The organism is Nocardia sp. alder85J, from assembly GCF_020176955.2.
Classification (GTDB): Bacteria; Actinomycetota; Actinomycetes; order Mycobacteriales; family Mycobacteriaceae; genus Nocardia.
On sequence record NZ_JAIUCZ020000011.1, the window covers coordinates 258,196 to 274,153 of the forward strand.

General features: G+C 69.7%; 13 protein-coding genes. 2 read left to right on the forward strand and 11 right to left on the reverse strand.

Translation table 11 applies throughout. The features are described from left to right. Nucleotides 1–847: 847 nt before the first annotated feature. A complete protein-coding gene (locus LBW94_RS35225) occupies nucleotides 848–1,768 on the forward strand; it encodes an NADP-dependent oxidoreductase (protein ID WP_225061681.1) in 921 nt (306 codons plus the stop codon). A gap of 52 nt (nucleotides 1,769–1,820) precedes the next feature. Here LBW94_RS35225 and LBW94_RS35230 read toward each other — a convergent pair whose 3' ends face one another. The 4 genes from LBW94_RS35230 to LBW94_RS35250 all read right to left on the reverse strand — a co-directional run bounded on the left by LBW94_RS35230 (nucleotide 1,821) and on the right by LBW94_RS35250 (nucleotide 5,764). Beyond that, on the reverse strand, nucleotides 1,821–2,708 hold the full coding sequence (locus LBW94_RS35230; RefSeq protein WP_225061680.1) for an MFS transporter: 888 nt from the start codon (nucleotides 2,706–2,708) through the stop codon (nucleotides 1,821–1,823). A 159-nt stretch (nucleotides 2,709–2,867) separates the two neighbouring features. Continuing rightward, on the reverse strand, nucleotides 2,868–3,923 hold the full coding sequence (locus LBW94_RS35240) for an amidohydrolase family protein (protein WP_225061679.1): 1,056 nt from the start codon (nucleotides 3,921–3,923) through the stop codon (nucleotides 2,868–2,870). A 132-nt stretch (nucleotides 3,924–4,055) separates the two neighbouring features. After that, complete coding sequence (locus LBW94_RS35245) at nucleotides 4,056–4,682, reverse strand: MBL fold metallo-hydrolase (RefSeq protein WP_225061678.1); 627 nt, start codon at nucleotides 4,680–4,682, stop codon at nucleotides 4,056–4,058. After that, entirely contained in the window at nucleotides 4,679–5,764 is a 1,086-nt protein-coding gene (locus LBW94_RS35250) for an S-(hydroxymethyl)mycothiol dehydrogenase (RefSeq protein WP_225061677.1), read from the reverse strand. Before LBW94_RS35250 ends, LBW94_RS35245 begins: the two co-directional genes overlap by 4 nt. Before the next feature lie 188 nt (nucleotides 5,765–5,952). On the opposite strand from LBW94_RS35250, the gene LBW94_RS35255 reads away from it, so the two are divergent. Next, complete coding sequence (locus LBW94_RS35255) at nucleotides 5,953–7,230, forward strand: helix-turn-helix transcriptional regulator (protein ID WP_225061676.1); 1,278 nt, start codon at nucleotides 5,953–5,955, stop codon at nucleotides 7,228–7,230. A 128-nt stretch (nucleotides 7,231–7,358) separates the two neighbouring features. Here the strand turns inward: LBW94_RS35255 and LBW94_RS35260 are convergent, their stop codons facing one another. From LBW94_RS35260 to LBW94_RS35290, 7 genes are all read right to left on the reverse strand, one after another. Further along, nucleotides 7,359–8,105, reverse strand: a complete 747-nt coding sequence (locus tag LBW94_RS35260) for an AAA family ATPase (protein WP_225061675.1) — start codon at nucleotides 8,103–8,105, stop codon at nucleotides 7,359–7,361. Nucleotides 8,106–8,383: 278 nt separating this feature from the next. After that, nucleotides 8,384–8,947: a DJ-1/PfpI family protein gene (locus LBW94_RS35265; protein ID WP_225061674.1), complete on the reverse strand. Its 564-nt coding sequence runs from the start codon at nucleotides 8,945–8,947 to the stop codon at nucleotides 8,384–8,386. Nucleotides 8,948–8,983: 36 nt separating this feature from the next. Beyond that, entirely contained in the window at nucleotides 8,984–10,111 is a 1,128-nt protein-coding gene (locus LBW94_RS35270; RefSeq protein ID WP_225061673.1) for a nitric oxide synthase oxygenase, read from the reverse strand. Nucleotides 10,112–10,258: 147 nt separating this feature from the next. Then, nucleotides 10,259–11,527 carry an MFS transporter gene (locus LBW94_RS35275; RefSeq protein ID WP_225061672.1) on the reverse strand — a complete coding sequence of 423 codons (1,269 nt, stop codon included), beginning with the start codon at nucleotides 11,525–11,527 and terminating at the stop codon, nucleotides 10,259–10,261. Between the two features lie 198 nt (nucleotides 11,528–11,725). Next, nucleotides 11,726–12,382 (reverse strand): Clp protease N-terminal domain-containing protein, encoded by a 657-nt coding sequence (locus tag LBW94_RS35280; protein ID WP_225061671.1) that lies wholly within the window; start codon nucleotides 12,380–12,382, stop codon nucleotides 11,726–11,728. An 85-nt stretch (nucleotides 12,383–12,467) separates the two neighbouring features. Further along, nucleotides 12,468–13,871, reverse strand: a complete 1,404-nt coding sequence (locus tag LBW94_RS35285; RefSeq protein ID WP_225061670.1) for a metallophosphoesterase — start codon at nucleotides 13,869–13,871, stop codon at nucleotides 12,468–12,470. Between the two features lie 150 nt (nucleotides 13,872–14,021). Continuing rightward, on the reverse strand, nucleotides 14,022–15,764 hold the full coding sequence (locus LBW94_RS35290) for a GMC oxidoreductase (RefSeq protein ID WP_225061669.1): 1,743 nt from the start codon (nucleotides 15,762–15,764) through the stop codon (nucleotides 14,022–14,024). Between the last annotated feature and the right edge of the window lie 194 nt (nucleotides 15,765–15,958).

Consider the following 15,958-nt stretch of genomic DNA (forward strand, 5'->3'; position numbering starts at 1 on the left):
ACCGGCGACCGAGGTGAAACTTTAGCGTATCGCTTGTCTGGTTCCCAAATCGGGCTCTGACCTGGGCGCTTTCGATCGGGGTGAGGCGGCGGATGCCTACCGGGTTACCCGCTCTGTTCGCCGAGGGGCTGGATCGTCTCGCGGGCTGCCCTGTACCTTCCGGATGGAAAGCTGCGGGCCGCACAGTGACGTCAGGTCTGCTGGATCCGACGTGACGACCGTGACCGGCTGTCGGGCTCCTCGGGCTCCGGCGGCCAGGGTCGCGTCGATGGCGTACTTGTGGCCGCTGAGCTCGTGGGACCGCAGCAGTTCCGCGGCCGTATCGCTGACGGCGCGTGTGACGTCGTGAATCGCAAGAGTCCCGTTCATCGTTCGTCGCGGATTGCTGAATTCTGCCGACTGTTTTGTATGAGGGTGCGCGCGGCTGCTGCTTCCGCTGCTTGTTGCGATTGAATTCGGAAACTATCTCGCCGAGTTTTTCCATGGTCATGCGATACTCGAGGGCCTCCCTGGCATATGTGGATTAGTTACCGGATCCGACTCGCGCCCGGGCGGCGTCGGCCAGGTCTTCGGGCGGGCTGATCGAGTATTCCTGCCGGCGGCCATGTTTCGCTGTTACCAGCGATGGCTTCGGGCGGTCCGTGCCCTCGCAAATATTCACTTTCCAGTGGACGAATTCCCGATCGTCGAATATTCGTTATCGTCGATTCACTGGTTGTGCGGTGCCCACCTGTGCACCGGACCGGACCTGTCGGCCCGCCTTGTCCGATTCCCGCCCTGCCCGGAATACAGTGGCGAGGCGTTGCCTTGAACCTCGGTGGTCCATCACGAAGGAGGTCGGAGACATATGCGTGCGGTGACCTATGACGCGTACAGCGCGGACAATTCACGACTGCGGGTGGGGGACGTGGCGGAGCCTCGGCTGGGGCCGGGGCAGGTGTTGGTGAAGGTGCGGGCGGCGGGGGTGAATCCGGTGGACTGGAAGGTCATGGCCGGGTATCTGGATTCGATGATGGCGGCGGTGTTCCCGGTGATCCCGGGGTGGGATGTCGCGGGGGAGGTGGTGGCGGTCGGGCCGGATACGCGGGAGTTCGCGGTCGGGCACGAGGTGGTCGCGTATGCGCGCAAGGATGTGGTGAATGCCGGGACCTTCGCCGAATATGTGGCGGTGTCCGCGGATGCGGTGGCGCGCAAGCCGGCGGGGCTCACCTGGGCGCAGGCCGGTGGGTTGCCGCTGGCGGGGCTGACGGCGTTGCGAGGGTTGGATCGGTTGCAGGTGGGGGAGGGGGACACCGTCGTGGTGTACGCGGCCGCGGGTGGGGTCGGGAGTATCGCGGTGCAGATCGCGAGGTATCGCGGCGCGCGGGTGATCGGTACGGCGTCCGAGCGTAATCACGAATATCTGCGGTCGCTGGGGGCCGAGCCGGTTGCCTACGGGGACGGGCAGGCCGAGCGGATCCGGGCGCTGGCACCGGCGGGGGTCGACGCGGTGGCCGATTTCGTGGGTGGGCAACTGGAGAGCACGCTCGCGGTGTTGCGGACCGGTGGGCGGCATGTGTCGGTGGCCGATCCGTCGGTGCGGGAGCACGGCGGTCAGTGGCTCTGGGTGCGGCCGGACGGGGATGCACTCACCGAGGTGGTGGGGCTGGTCGATGCGGGGGCCGTGACCGTCGAGGTCGCGGACGCCTATCCGCTGGACCGGGTGGGGGCGGCGTTCGATGCCAGTCGCGGTGGGCGGACCCGCGGCAAACTGGTGATCGTGCCGTGACGAGCGGAAAGGCCGTGGTGACGGGTGGCAGCGACCCGTCACCACGGCCGGTTCAGGCCGCGACCGGTTGCGGTGCGGTGGCGAGTCGGCGTTCGCGGGTGCGGGGGCCGAACAGGGCCAGGACGATCGCGCCGATCAGCCAGGTGGCGGCGATGAAGTAGAACACCGATCGGTAGCCGCTCCAGGTGTAGAGGTGGGCGATGATCAGCGGGCCTGCGGCGTTGGAGAGGCGGCCGAGGCCGTAGGAGACGCCGGTGCCCAGGGATCGGGTGCGGGTATCGAACAGTTCGCGGGAGTAGGCGTAACCGAGTGCGGTGTAGCCGCGTTCGAACAGGTTCACCAGGAAGCCGAAGGCGACGATCATCGCGGGGGTGAAGGTCAGGCCGTAGAGCAGACCGCAGGCGGCGATCACCGTGCCGAAGCCGACCAGGCACCATTTGCGCTCGAAACGGTCGGTGACCAGGGCCGCCAGGTAGGAACCCAGGGGTGCGCCGACGGTGGCCAGGGCCACGTACAGCGTCGAACTCTGCACGCTGAAGCCCTGTTTCGCCAGTAGCGACGGGGCCCAGGTGGAGTAGCCGAAGAAGCCGATGGACTGGGTCACCCACAGCACCGTCAGGAGCAGGGTGGGCAGCAGGTAGCGGCGTCGCAGCAGTAGGGTCCAGGGGGCCTTGGCGGGGCGGTCGGTGATCACCTCGGGGGCGGGTGCGGGCAGCGGGCCGTGTTCGGCCGACACCCTCGCCTCGATATCGCGCAGCACCGCTTCGGCGGCGGCGTAGTCGCCCCGATTCTCGTGCCACAGTGGGGATTCGGTCAACCGGCGGGCGAAGATCAGGACCACCAGGCCCAGCGCGCCCCACAGGTACACCAGCCGCCACGACCACGGTGCGGGACAGGCCGAGATGGTCACGCAGCGTGAACAATTGGTCTTTGCTCGCATCGCACGGGGTGTACTTGCGCTCGGGGGCGTAGGGGAATTCGCGGCCCGGCCCGAAGACGTGGCAGTGTGCGTCGACGGCGCCGGCGGGCAGCACGAATCGCGGTGTCGAGGGATCGGCGTACCAGTCCAGCCAGCCCGCGGACTTCGTGAAGGCGGGCATTACCGCCCCTGCTTCGTGAGCAGGGCGTCCAGCCGCGGGTAGACCGTGCGGGCGTTGCCGGACAGCACCGCGGCGAGGTCCGCCTCGGCCAGGCCGGCGGCGGTCACGTAGCGGCGGGTGTCGTCGAAGTGGTGCCCGGTGCGCGGGTCGATGTCGCGGACCGCGCCGATCATCTCGGAGGCGAACAGCACGTTCTTCGTGGGGATGACGTCCAGCAGCAGGTCGATGCCGGGCTGGTGGTAGACGCAGGTGTCGAAGAACACGTTGTGCAGCAGGTGTTCCTCCAGCTCCGGCTTCCGCAGCGCCATCGCCAGGCCACGGAACCGGCCCCAGTGATAGGGCGCCGCGCCGCCGCCGTGCGGGATGACGAACTTCAGGGTCGGGAAGTCGGCGAACAGGTCGCCCTGGATCAGCTGCATGAACGCGGTGGTGTCGGCGTTGAGGTAGTGCGCGCCGGTGGTGTGGAAGGCCGGATTGCAGCTGGTCGATACGTGGATCATGGCCGGGATGTCGTATTCGGCCAGCTTTTCGTAGATCGGGTACCAGGACCGGTCGGTCAGCGGCGGCGCGGTCCAGTGGCCGCCGGAGGGGTCCGGGTTGAGGTTGATCGCGACCGCGTCGAGCTCCTCGACACTGCGGACCAGTTCGGGCAGGCAGGTGGCCGGGTCGACGCCGGGGGACTGCGGCAGCATGGCCGCGGTGGCGAACCGGTCCGGGAACAGCGTGGCGACCCGATGGCAGAGCTCGTTGCAGATCGCCGCCCACTGCGCCGAGACGGCGAAATCGCCGAGGTGGTGGGCCATGAAGGAGGCCCGCGGGGAGAAGACGGTGAGGTCGATGCCGCGCTCGTCCATCAGCCGCAGCTGATTGGCCTCGATGCTCTCGCGTAGTTCGTCGTCACCGATGCGCAGGTCGCCGGGCGAAGGCGCCTGGCTCGGATCATCGATGCCCGCGATCTGCCGATCACGCCAGGCTTCGAGGGCCGGCGGAGCGATGGTGTAGTGGCCGTGGCAGTCGATGATCATCGGGTGCTCCAGGGTTGCTCGGGCGGTCACACAGCCAACATAACCGTCACCAAGATTGTTGACAATATGGTCCCATGAATTCACCCATGATAATCATCGGCTATGACCGGATGCCCGGCCGGGCGGCGCCGGAATGCCGGACTCCGGCGCCGCCACACGCGTTCAGTGGCCGCGCGCGAGCCATTCCGCCAGGTGCGGGGCCTCGGTGCCGACGGTGGTGCCGTCGCCGTGACCCGTGTGCACCGCGGTGTCCTCGGGGAGAGTCAGCACACGTTCCCGGATCGATTCGATGATCGTCGGGAAGCTGGAGAACGACCGCCCGGTCGCACCCGGCCCGCCGGAGAACAGCGTGTCGCCGGAGAACAGCACCCCCGCCTCCGGGGCGTACAGGCAGGCCGAGCCGGGGGAGTGCCCCGGAGTGTGGATCACCTGTAACTCCGTGCCCGCCACCGGGATTCGCTGCTCGTGGTCGAGCAGGCCGTGCTTCACCCCGGCATGCGTCCGCTCCCACAGCACATCGTCACCGGGATGCAGCAGGATCGGCGCGTCCAGGGTGGCCGACAGTTCCGGCGCGACGGTCACGTGGTCGTTGTGCCCGTGCGTGCACACCACCGCCACCACCCGCCGGCCCGCGACCGCCTCGACGATCGGCGCGGCGGTGTGCGCGGCGTCGATGATCACCACCTCGCTGTCGTCGCCGACCAGCCAGATGTTGTTGTCCACCGCCCAGCTGCCGCCGTCGAGTTCGAAGGTGCCGGAGGTGACGACCCGGTCGACCCGCAGGCTCACAACACCACCACCGAGCGCAGCACCTCGCCGCGATGCATGGTCTCGAACGCCTTCTCCACATCGCCGAGGCCGATGCGCTCGGTGACGAACTTCTCCAGCGGCAGCCGGCCCTGCCGGTACAGGTCGATCAGCACCGGGAAGTCGCGCTCGGGCAGGCAGTCGCCGTACCAGGAGGACTTCAGCGCGCCGCCGCGGGCGAAGAAGTCGATCAGCGGCATCTCCAGCGTCATGTCCGGAGTGGGCACCCCGACCAGCACCACGGTCCCGGCCAGGTCGCGGGCGTAGAACGCCTGCTTCCAGGTCTCCGGGCGGCCGACCGCGTCGATCACCACGTCGGCGCCGAAACCGCCGGTGATCTCCTGCACCGCCTCGACGGCGTCGACCTCGGCGCTGTTGATGGTGTGGGTGGCGCCGAGTTCGGTGGCCCACTCCAGCTTCCGCGCGTCGCGGTCGATCGCGATGATGGTGTGCGCGCCGACCAGCCGGGCGCCCGCGATGGCCGCGTCGCCGACACCACCGCAGCCGATCACGGCCACCGAATCGGTGCGGTCCACGCCGCCGGTGTTGATCGCCGCGCCGAGCCCGGCCATCACACCGCAGCCCAGCAGGCCCGCGACCGCGGGATCGGTGCTCGGATCGACCTTCGTGCACTGCCCGGCGTGCACCAGCGTCTTGTCGGCGAAGGCCCCGATGCCCAGCGCCGGGGTGAGCGCGGTGCCGTCGGCGAGGGTCATCTTCTGGGTGGCGTTGAAGGTGTCGAAGCAGTACTGCGGGCGGCCCCGCTTACACGCCCGGCACTGCCCGCACACGGCCCGCCAGTTCAGGATGACGAAATCGCCGGGGGCCACGGACTCGACGCCGGGTCCGACGCTCTCCACGGTGCCCGCGGCCTCGTGGCCGAGCAGGAACGGGAACTCGTCGTTGATCCCGCCCTCGCGATAGTGCAGGTCGGTGTGGCAGACACCGCACGCGGCGATCGCCACCACCACCTCGCCGGGCCCCGGATCCGGAATCACGATGTCGGTGACCTCGACCGGTGCGCCCTGCGCGCGGGCGACGACGCCCCGAACCGTTTGCGGCATTTCTGCTCATCCTCCTAGGCGTTGAACAACGCGATTGCTGACGGCGATGCGGGCATGCCGCGGCGCGGCATACAGCGCTGCGTCGACACGCTACCGTCCGGTCGGCCAGTTCGGACCTGGCCGACCGGACGGCGCGAACTATCCGAACGGCCAGGTGTCCCGGGCCGACGGATATCTAGAGTGGGCTGATGGCCAGGCCCGCGCGACTCGCTGAGACACCCACCGAACTGCTGTCCGGCATGCGCGAGGTGATCGAGGGCCCGCTGGCCGAGATCGCGAACCGGTTCTCGCTGCGCCTGGCCGACCGCTGTCCGCACACCGCGCTGATCATCTTCACCCGCGAATGCACCGGCCGCCCCCGCAAGGTGGCCGGACCCGCGGACCTGATCGAACGGGTCACCATCGGCGAACTCGACGTGCTGCGGCAGTCGCTGGACCACGGCGCCACCCGCACCGGCCCGGCGCGGCTGGCCGGGGCCGCCCACCGGGTGTGGGCGGTCCGCGACCGCACCGACACCCTGCTGGTGCTGGTCCTGCCCGAGGACGCGGAAGTGGCTGCACCGCAGGAGATCTCAGCTCAGTTCGGCGTTGTCGCGACCTCGATCCGGCAGCAGGTGGCGCAGGCCAGCCCGGACTACCTCGCCGAATCCCGGGCCGCCTCCAGCGAACGCGCCCGCACCATCACCGAACTCACCGCCGTCCAGGAAGCGACCCTGACCGGCCTGCTCGGTACCCTGCGCTCGGCCGACCTGGACGACCGCCGCGCCCGCGCCGCGGCCACCGAGATCGCCTCCGGCGCCCTGATCGCCCTGCGCGCGGCCGGCGAATCCGACCGCGCCCGCTTCGCCGAACCCCTGACCGAGGCGTTCGCCCGCCTGCACGCGGAGATCGACTCGCTGCTGTGCGGCCGCGGCATCGATCTGCACTGCTCCGGCCCCGCCGACGACCGCAGCGTCTCCGGCGAGATCGCCTATGCCGCAAGGGCGATGGTGCGCGCGGTGGTCCTGGCCTTCGGCGCCGAACCGGGCCCGGAGCGGATCCGGGTGGCCTGGGCTTGCGACGGCGACAACCTCCTGATCGACGCCCAGGAACAGGCCGCCGGCACCGTCGACACCGAGGCCCTCGCCCGCCAGCTGTCCGGTCGCGCCGACGCCGTCCGCGGCGCCTACACCCTGGAATCGGTGCCCGGCTGGGGCAGCCGCGTCACCCTCACCATCCCCCTGGAACACCACCGCCCCCGCGCCGGCGAACACCCCCTGTCGGTCCTGAACCGCCGCGAACTGGAGGTATTGGGCCACCTCACCGCCGGAAAGCGCAACCGCGCCATCGCCGACGCCCTCGGGATCACCGAGAGCACGGTGAAATTCCACGTCGCCCGCCTGCTGAAGAAACTGGACGTCGCCACCCGCGGCGAAGCCGCCGTCCTCGGCGCCCGCCTCGGCGTCGACACCGACCACCTGCCCTGAACCGGCTCACCACGAGCGGTCTCGCTTGCGTGCGACCGATGGCAGCTGTGTCCATCCGGCGGAACGTTCGGTGCAGCGCTCCGCACCGTCCTCCCTCGACCTGATCGAACGTCGGAGGCCGGCGGCACTCAGTCCGATTCGAGCAGGTACCGCAGATACCGTTCGGGGGCGGCGAGGAAGTCGCGGGTCATCTGCACCGGCAGCGCATCGTCGTAGGCGACCCGGTCGATACCGCCGTCGTCGCCGATCTGGTAGATCGTCGCCCCGGGTAGCGCGAGCAGGATCGGGGAGTGGGTGGCCACGATGAGCTGGCAGCGCTGGGCGATCAGTTCGGCGAAACGCGCCAGCACCGCCAGGCAGCCGCGCGGGGACAGCGCCGCCTCGGGCTCGTCCAGCAGATAGAGGCCGTCGGGCCCGAACCGCTCCCGCATCAGCGCGACGAACGACTCACCGTGCGAGCGCTCGTGCAGCCGGACCCCGCCGTAGCCTGCTTCGGCCAGACCCGGGATGCGCTCGATCTCGGTGGCGACGTTGTAGAACGATTCGGCGCGCAGGAAGAACCTGGTCCGGGGCTTGCGGGTGCCCCACGACACGCGCAGGTGGTCACCGAGTTCGGATTCGGTGGACCTGGTCGCGAAGCGGAAATTCTGGCTGCCGCCTTCGGGATTGAATCCGGTGGCGACCGCGATCGCCTCCAGCAGCGTGGATTTGCCGCTGCCGTTCTCGCCCACCAGGAAGATCGCACCCGGCGGAATCCGCAGGCCGCCCCCGCGGCGCAGCGCCGCGACCACGGGCAGGTCGAACGGATACCCGTCCCGCTCGTCCGCGCTCGGATCGATCCGCACCTCCCGGATGAATCCACGTTGCTCTGTCACCACTCGTGTCCCCCTCGCCCACCCGTCGATCCGGCTTCGGGCGGATCATGCACACGGTGGACACGGGGCACCGCCGCGCTCTGCACTGTCGCACGCTGTCGCCGCCGCGCTGTGTCGCACCACGCTACCCGCCGCGCACTGTCGTTCATCGCGTCGCTGTATTCCCGGTCGCCGCGCATCGCGGAGACCGGCTCCATTGTGCATGCGTCGCGCCGGTTTTCGGGAACAGGCGAGTGCCCTGTCGTGGTGTCGCGCGGCCGGGCCTTCCGCCACCGGAACTACCCGACCGGTGCCTCCGCCTGCAACACGGTGAGGAAGGCCCGCATCCACAGCGGGTGGTCCGGCCAGGCGCGGCCGGAGACGATGTTGCCGTCGACGTGGTCGGGGCTGTCGACCCAGTGGGCGCCGGCGGCGGCCAGGTCGGGTTCCAGGGCGGGGTAGGCGCTGCAACTGCGGCCGGTGAGGGCGCCGGTGGCGGCGAGGATCAGGGGGCCGTGGCAGAGGGCGGCGATGGGTTTGCCGGTGTCGACGAAATGCTGCACCAGGTGGCGGCAATCCTTGTTGCCGCGCAGGTATTCCGGGGCTCTGCCGCCGGGGATGACCAGGGCCGCGTAGGTATCCGGGTCGACCTCGGTGAAAGCCAGGTCGGCGGGCCAGGTGTGGCCGGGCTTCTCGGTGTAGGTGTCGAAGCCGGGGACGAAATCGTGGACCACGAACTGCAACACCTTGCGGGCGGGGGCGGCGATGTCCACCTCGTAGCCCGCTTCCAGCAATCGCTGGTACGGGTACATGACCTCGAGGTCCTCGGCGGCATCTCCGGTGATCAGAAGCACCTTCGGCATGGGCGCTCACCTCCGGGACAGATGGTAGGGCCCGGATCACTCCCGGCGGACGAAGTTCGGTCGGACGGCCGGGTCGGGGGGATCGTAGTAGCGGTGGAAGGTGGGGGTGAGGCCCGCGGACATGGGTGGGTTGATCCAGGACCAGTCGGCGGGGCAGCCGCGGCCGGCGGCCTCCTCGCGGCGCACGTGCCCGAGGAACTGTGTGGCGACGGTGTGGTGGTCGACGATGTACACGCCGGCCTTCCGATAGCTGTGCAGCACCGCCACATTCAGCTCCACCAGGGCGCGGTCGCGCCACAGGGTGCGCTCGCTGGAGCGGTCCAGGCCGAGTCGTTCGGCGATCACGGGCAGCATGTCGTAGCGGTCCCGGTCGCTGAGGTTGCGGGCGCCGATCTCGGTGGAGACGTACCAGCCGTTGAACGGGGCCACCGGATAGGTGAGGCCGCCGATCTCCAGATTCATGTTCGAAACCGCCGGTATCGCATGCCATTTCAGGCCGAGCTCGGCGAACCAGGGATGGTCCGGATGTTCCAGCGGGACCTCGCGGACCACGTCCGGCGGCAGCGGGAACCAGCGCAGCGGCTCGCCGGGCGCGCTGATCAGCAGGGGCAGTACGTCGAAGGCCGTGCGGGCGCCGCGCCAGCCGAGGCGGCGGGCCAGGTCGGTGAGTTCGACCGCGTCCGGATCGCCGAGCACCGTACCGTCCGGCGTGCGGTAACCGGCGTAACGGATCAACTGCGAGTTGAGGATCCGGAACGACTGCCCGTCCGGGCCGGCCTGTGGTCCGACGGTGATCAGGGAGCGCACCGCGCGGCCCTGGAGTGCGCGGCGCAGGTGCTCGAAGCAGGCCGCGGCCAGATCCGCGGCGCTGCGCACTGATCGGGCGTCGAGCAATTCCAGTGAGCGCCAATGGCTGCGGCCCACGCAGCGATCGTGATTGCGCCAGGCCAGCCGGGCGCCGATCACGATCTCCTCGGCGGTCTGCCGATAGCTGCCGTGGGTGCGCAACTGCCACAACGCCATCAACCGGCGGCGGCGGGGCAGGTGGGACAGTTCGGGTTGCCGGAAGAACTCGTCGCATTCGCGTAATCGGCGGCCCAGGTCGGCGTCGGGGGCGGGATTCGGTTCGACGACCGACGGGACACGAGCGGCGGTGCGATTCACGACAAACTCCGGTTCGACGCGGCGTGCTGCACAATAACTGTACTTCTCATCGTGCCAGCATCGGCCGGAGTCCGTGGGCTGTTTCGCAACGATATCGTGGTGACATCGCCCCGCCACCCGTGAAACGGGCATTTGCGACAGGGTCGCTCAGGCCGTCGTCGGCTCCGATTCCGATTCGGCCGCGCCGAATCTGATCCCCCGGGCCTCCCGGCCCAGCGAGGTGAAGAAGACGACCGCCAGGAACACCGGAATGATGGTCACCGCCAGCGCGAACGGATACCCGTGGTGTTCGGCCAGCCGTTCCTGGATCGGCAGGTTCAGCGAGGCCAGCAGATTACCGAGCTGATAGGTGACGCCCGGATAGAAACCGCGGATGGCGTCCGGCGACATCTCGGTGAGATGCGCCGGGATCACACCCCAGGCGCCCTGCACCGCCAGCTGCATGAGAAATGAACCGAGACACAGCATTCCGGCGGTGTGCGAGTAGGCGAACAGCGGCACGATGGGCAGCCCCAGCACCGCGCAGAACACGATCGTGTTGCGGCGGCCGTACTTCGACGACAGCGTGCCGAACACCAGCCCGCCGATGATCGCGCCGACGTTGTACAGCACCGCGATCCAGCGCGCGGCCGTGGTGGACAGCCCCGCGCCCTCGTGCACGTGCGCGGACAGGAAGGTGGGGTACACGTCCTGGGTGCCGTGGCTCATCCAGTTGAACGCGGTCATCAGCAGCACCAGATAGACGAAGCGGCGCAACACCACCGGATTCGACAGCACGGTCCGCAGCGAGGTCTTGGTGCTGCGCAATCGCTCCTGGGTGGCCTCCCAGACCTCCGATTCCTTGACCCGGGACCGGATGATCAGGATGACCAGCGCCGGCACGATCGACAGCGCGAACAGCCAGCGCCACGACAGGCCCCACCAGTTGATCACCAGCAGCGACGCCAGCGAGGCCAGCAGATATCCGAACGAATATCCCTCCTGGAGCAGCCCCGAGAAGAAGCCGCGGCGTTCGGCGGGGATCTTCTCCATCGCCAGCGCGGCCCCCAGCCCCCATTCGCCGCCCATCCCGATGCCGTACAGCAGCCGCAGGATCACCAGCACCGTGAAATTGGGCGCGAACGCGCACAGGAAGCCGGCGACGGAATAACAGGCGACGTTGACCATCAGCGGGGTGCGGCGACCGACCCGGTCGGCCCACAACCCGAACAGCAGCGCCCCGACCGGGCGCATGATCAGGGTCGCCGTCGTGATGAAGGCGACCTCGGTCGTCTTCATGTGAAAGCTCTTCGCGATGTCGGCGTATACCAGCACCACGAGGAAGAAATCGAAAGCGTCCATCGTCCAGCCCAATTGGGCTGCGATGAAGGCATTGCGCTGGTCGGTGGTGAGCCGGCCGCTCGATTGTGTCGTCATGTGGGTCCTTACCGGGCGAGACGATTCCGGTGGCGCCGGAATCGCCACCGGGCACGCCGCCGGCCGCGGACCGGCGCCGCGGCGAAAGTGTGCGTTTCACCGCGCGATCCGCGCCCCGCTTCGGGACCTTCTCTAACAATCCCTTGGGAAATTTTACGTAACCTTGGGGTGACGAGAGGTGACCGCTTACCCGACGCGCTACTCGGTAGCCGGCTCGACGAGGGCCAGCAGCTCCGCGCGGATGCGCTGCGGGTCCGCGCCCGCGGCGGCGAACACCCGCTCGCACAACTGCTCGTCGGTGTCGAGCAGGCCCAGCAGCAGATGTTCGGTGCGAATCTCGGTGTCGCGCCGCCGGGCCCACCATCCGGCGCGCTGGATGGCCTGCATCAGGACCCGCGACATCGCGGCCCGATAGCGCCCGAAGCCGATGCGCAGCATCTCGTTGGTCAGGCCGAGGGTGGACAACGACTGCGCGGCAATCGAATCGGGTGTCGCGATCGCGGTGCGGCCGATGCCCAGCAGCAGATGGTCCGGGGTGATGGCCTCGTCGCCGACCGTGATCGACTGCCGGAAGGCCGCTTCCAGCGCCGCCTTGGCCTCCTCGGTGAACGGCAGATGGTTCGGGCTGGGCTCGCCCGCGCCGGGCTCCGGCCGCAGCCGTTGCGCCGCATCGGCCGGGCTGAGCCCCTCGTGCAGCAGCAGTTGCACAGTGGCGGGGGCGGTCCCGTCCTCGGCGGCCCCCAGCACGCCGAGCAGCAGGTGTTCGGATCCGATGTGCCGGTGGTGCAGCCGCCGCGCCTCCTCCTGCGAGACCACCACGACCCGTCGCGCCGCGTCGTCGAAACGCTCGAACATGCCGCCTCCTCGGGGTGTTCCTGACGAGTTTAGCCACGGCAACGAATTATTCTGCCGGACAACATGTTCGGTCGTGCGCGGTCGGTCAGGAGGCGGCCAGGCCCGAGAAGTCGCGCAGCACCACGTGATTGCGGTCGGCGACGCTGCCCAGCGCGTGGTCCGGGTGCAGGCCCAGATACTGGCGGCGGGTGCGGGTGCTCCAGCGCCGCGCGGCCTCGCTGCGGGTCTTGTAGAAGTTGACCATGTAGCCACCGGTGTACACCCGCACCAGCAGATAGCCGCCCGGGTACTCCTTGACCGCGGCGCCCTCGGTGAACTCGACCTCGATACCGGTGTCGGGCCGCCCGCGCCGGTTGCGGTGGGTGTGCCCACTGTGGTGCAGGAAGACGCCGGGCGCCGCGCGGTACGCCTCGTGCAGTCCCGCGGCGGTGGCGCGGTCGAGCACGAAACCGGGCCCGCCCGGATTGCTCACCGCCGCCGACAGTGTCACCGGGTGGTGGCCGAAGACGAGGGTGGGCCGGTCCGGATCGGCGGCCAGCACCTCGCGCAGCCGCGCCAGCTGCGGGGCGACGATGGTGCCGCCGGAGCCGCGCAGCCGGGTGGTGTCCAGTCCGATCAGCCGCAGCCCGCCCGCCTCGTGCGTGACGAGCTGCTGCCTGGCGTGGAAGGCCGCACCCCACGGGTCGTTGCCGGGCGCGATCGGCGCGTCGTGATTGCCGCGGCAGGCCAGCCAGTCGTCGCCGAGCCGGCCCCAGCGGTCCAGCCGCGCCCGGATCGCGCGGGACTGCTCCACGGTGCCGCTGTCGGTCAGGTCGCCCGCCAGGATCAGGTGGTCGGCGGCGCGGTCGGGCCGGCGCACATCGCCGAGCACCGCGTCCAGCATCAGTTCCGGATACTCGGCGGTGTCGTGCCGGACGCCGGTCGGCAGCCCGGCCACCAGCAGGCCGCTGGCGCGTTCGCCGTAGTGCACGTCGTTGGCCAGCGCCAGCGTGCGCAACAGCACCCCCGGCGGCGGTGTGAGCGTGGTGAACACGCCGGTGGATTCCGGGGTGCCGGGCGCGCGGGTCACCAGGGTGCGGGCCGGGACGGCGCGACGGCCGTCCGAGTACGCCTCGAACCGGTACGACCGCCCGGGTTCGAGCCCGTGGATCTCCGCGTAGTGGAAGGGGGTCCGGGTGGTGTCGAGGTGATACGGCCGCGCCGGGAGCCGCCCGTCCGCGGGCGTGATCCGCACCTCGGTGTCCGCGGGCTCGGGCCGCAGCCGCCCGGAGCGGTCCCGGACCCGGGTGGTCCAGGTCAGCACCGCCGACCGGTCCGTCACCGTCACCACCTCGAGGTCCGAGGCGAACAGCGATTGCCGTTGCACCCGAACAGGATTCGTCGTATGCACGGTGAACGCCGCCGGTGCGCGGAACGGCGTCCGCACCGTCACCGCCGCCGCGCCCACCGCCACATTCGCCAACCACACCGTCCGCAAACGCGCGCCCATGGAAACCTCCGCCCAGTGTCCCCGGTTCGACATCGCGACGGTACGGCCGCCGTCTGAACGCTCCGGGGTGCGGATGTGTCCGCGCGGCTGCCGGTGCGGGATATTTCCGCCACGCCGGGCCGCCGCCGGTAAACCGGCGTTCGCCTGGGCCTACGCGGTGGAAAGTCCCGGTGACGAGTCCGCCACCCCGGTGTGGCGGATCTCGGCGATGGGCAGGCGCAGCGCGGCCGGCGCCGACGCGGGCACCACGGGTCGCTGCGGCGCGACCGGCGCGACCCGCCGGTACGGCGCACCCATCTCCGGCCGCGGATCGGCCTCGCCGCGGTTCGGCCACAGCGAGGCCGCCCGTTCCGCCTGCGCGGCGATGGTCAGCGACGGATTCACCCCGAGATTGGCGGAGATGGCCGAACCGTCGACCACGCTCAGCGTCGGATAGCCGTACACCCGGTGGTAAGGGTCGATCACACCCTGCGCCGGATCCGCGCCGATGGTGCAGCCGCCGATGAAATGGGCGGTCAGCGGGATGCCGAACAGATCCGGCCAGGTGCTGCCCGCGATCGCGTCGATCTTGTCGGCGACCCGGCGGGTGACCTCGTGCCCGGCCGGGATCCAGGTCGGATTCGGTTCGCCGTAGCCCTGTTTGCTGGTGAATCGCCGGCCGAACGGTCCGCGCTTGGTGAAGGTGGTGATGGAATTGTCCAGGCTCTGCATCACCAGCAGGATCATCGTGCGCTCGGACCACTGCCGGGTGCGCAGCAGCTTGCTGGTCCGCACCGGATGCCCGACGATCATCGGCAGGAGGCGCGCCCAGCGCGGCACCCGGTGGCCGCCGTCCACCAGATAGGTCTGCAACAGCCCCATCGCGTTCGAACCCTTGCCGTAGCGGACCGGCTCGATGTGGGTGTCGGCGCTGGGATGGAACGACGAGGTGATGGCGACGCCGCGGGTCAGATCCAGGCCCGGATCCAGCTTCGGACGGCCCGCACCGAGGATCGCCTCGGAATTGGTCCTGGTCAGCACGCCGAGCCGGGCCGACAGCGCGGGCAGCAGGCCCTGATCACGCATCCGGAACAGCAGCCGCTGGGTACCCCAGGTACCGGCGGCGAGGACGACGCGTTCCGCGGTGAGGGTGCGGCGGCGGCGCACCGGCGATCCGGTGCGCTGGGTGTCGACCCGCCAGCTGCCGTCCGGCTGCGGCCGCAACGCCCGCGCGGTGGTCATCGGAAAGACCTGCGCGCCGGCCCGTTCGGCCAGCGCCAGATAGTTCTTCACCAGCGTGTTCTTGGCGCCGTGCCGGCAGCCGGTCATGCATTCGCCGCATTCCAGGCAGCCGGTGCGCTCGGGTCCGACGCCGCCGAAATAGGGATCGGCGGCGGTCTTGCCGGGCTCGCCGAAATACACCCCGACCGGGGTCGGCACGAAGGTGTCGCCACGGCCCATGTCGTCGGCGACCGCGCGGATGATCTCGTCGGCGGGCGTCATGTGCGGATTCGGCACCACGCCGAGCATCCGCCGGGCCTGGTCGTAGAAGGGGCCGAGCTCGTCGTCCCAGTCGGTGATCCCGGCCCACTGCGGATCGCCGAAGAAGGCCGCACCCGGTTTGTACAGCGTGTTCGCGTAGTTCAGCGAGCCACCACCGACCCCGGCGCCGGCCAGGATGAAGCAGTCCCGCAGCCGGTGGATGCGCTGGATCCCGAAGCAGCCCAGCGCCGGCGCCCACAGGTAACGGCGCAGGTCCCAGCTGTTGTCGGCGAAATCGGCGTCCCGGTAGCGGCGGCCGGCCTCCAGGACGCCGACCCGATAGCCCTTCTCGATCAGGCGCAGCGCGGTCACGCTGCCGCCGAATCCCGACCCGATGACGAGGACGTCGAAGTCGAACTGGTGCGCGGTCATGGGTCCCGACGTTAACAGTAACTCCGGGTTACGCACGAGTGTTTGTGCCGGGTACCAACCGCCGTGGCCGGTGCTGATGACAATGCCGCCATGCCCGGTCCGGTGACACGGCGTCGTTCGTGTGCGCGCCGGTTGCAGGCAGTAATCTTATAGTTGCTGCTGGTTAGCTGTGGCGGCAATTCGCGAGCAAGGAG

What these genes read in the sequence shown, in the direction of transcription:
- LBW94_RS35275 (WP_225061672.1), bottom strand. Translation starts at nt 11,527, where the DNA reads ATGACGACACAATCGAGCGGCCGGCTCACCACCGACCAGCGCAATGCC.
- LBW94_RS35280 (WP_225061671.1), bottom strand. Translation starts at nt 12,382, where the DNA reads ATGTTCGAGCGTTTCGACGACGCGGCGCGACGGGTCGTGGTGGTCTCG.
- LBW94_RS35255 (WP_225061676.1), top strand. Translation starts at nt 5,953, where the DNA reads ATGGCCAGGCCCGCGCGACTCGCTGAGACACCCACCGAACTGCTGTCC.
- LBW94_RS35265 (WP_225061674.1), bottom strand. Translation starts at nt 8,947, where the DNA reads ATGCCGAAGGTGCTTCTGATCACCGGAGATGCCGCCGAGGACCTCGAG.
- LBW94_RS35250 (WP_225061677.1), bottom strand. Translation starts at nt 5,764, where the DNA reads ATGCCGCAAACGGTTCGGGGCGTCGTCGCCCGCGCGCAGGGCGCACCG.
- LBW94_RS35225 (WP_225061681.1), top strand. Translation starts at nt 848, where the DNA reads ATGCGTGCGGTGACCTATGACGCGTACAGCGCGGACAATTCACGACTG.
- LBW94_RS35290 (WP_225061669.1), bottom strand. Translation starts at nt 15,764, where the DNA reads ATGACCGCGCACCAGTTCGACTTCGACGTCCTCGTCATCGGGTCGGGA.
- LBW94_RS35285 (WP_225061670.1), bottom strand. Translation starts at nt 13,871, where the DNA reads ATGGGCGCGCGTTTGCGGACGGTGTGGTTGGCGAATGTGGCGGTGGGC.
- LBW94_RS35230 (WP_225061680.1), bottom strand. Translation starts at nt 2,708, where the DNA reads ATGCGAGCAAAGACCAATTGTTCACGCTGCGTGACCATCTCGGCCTGT.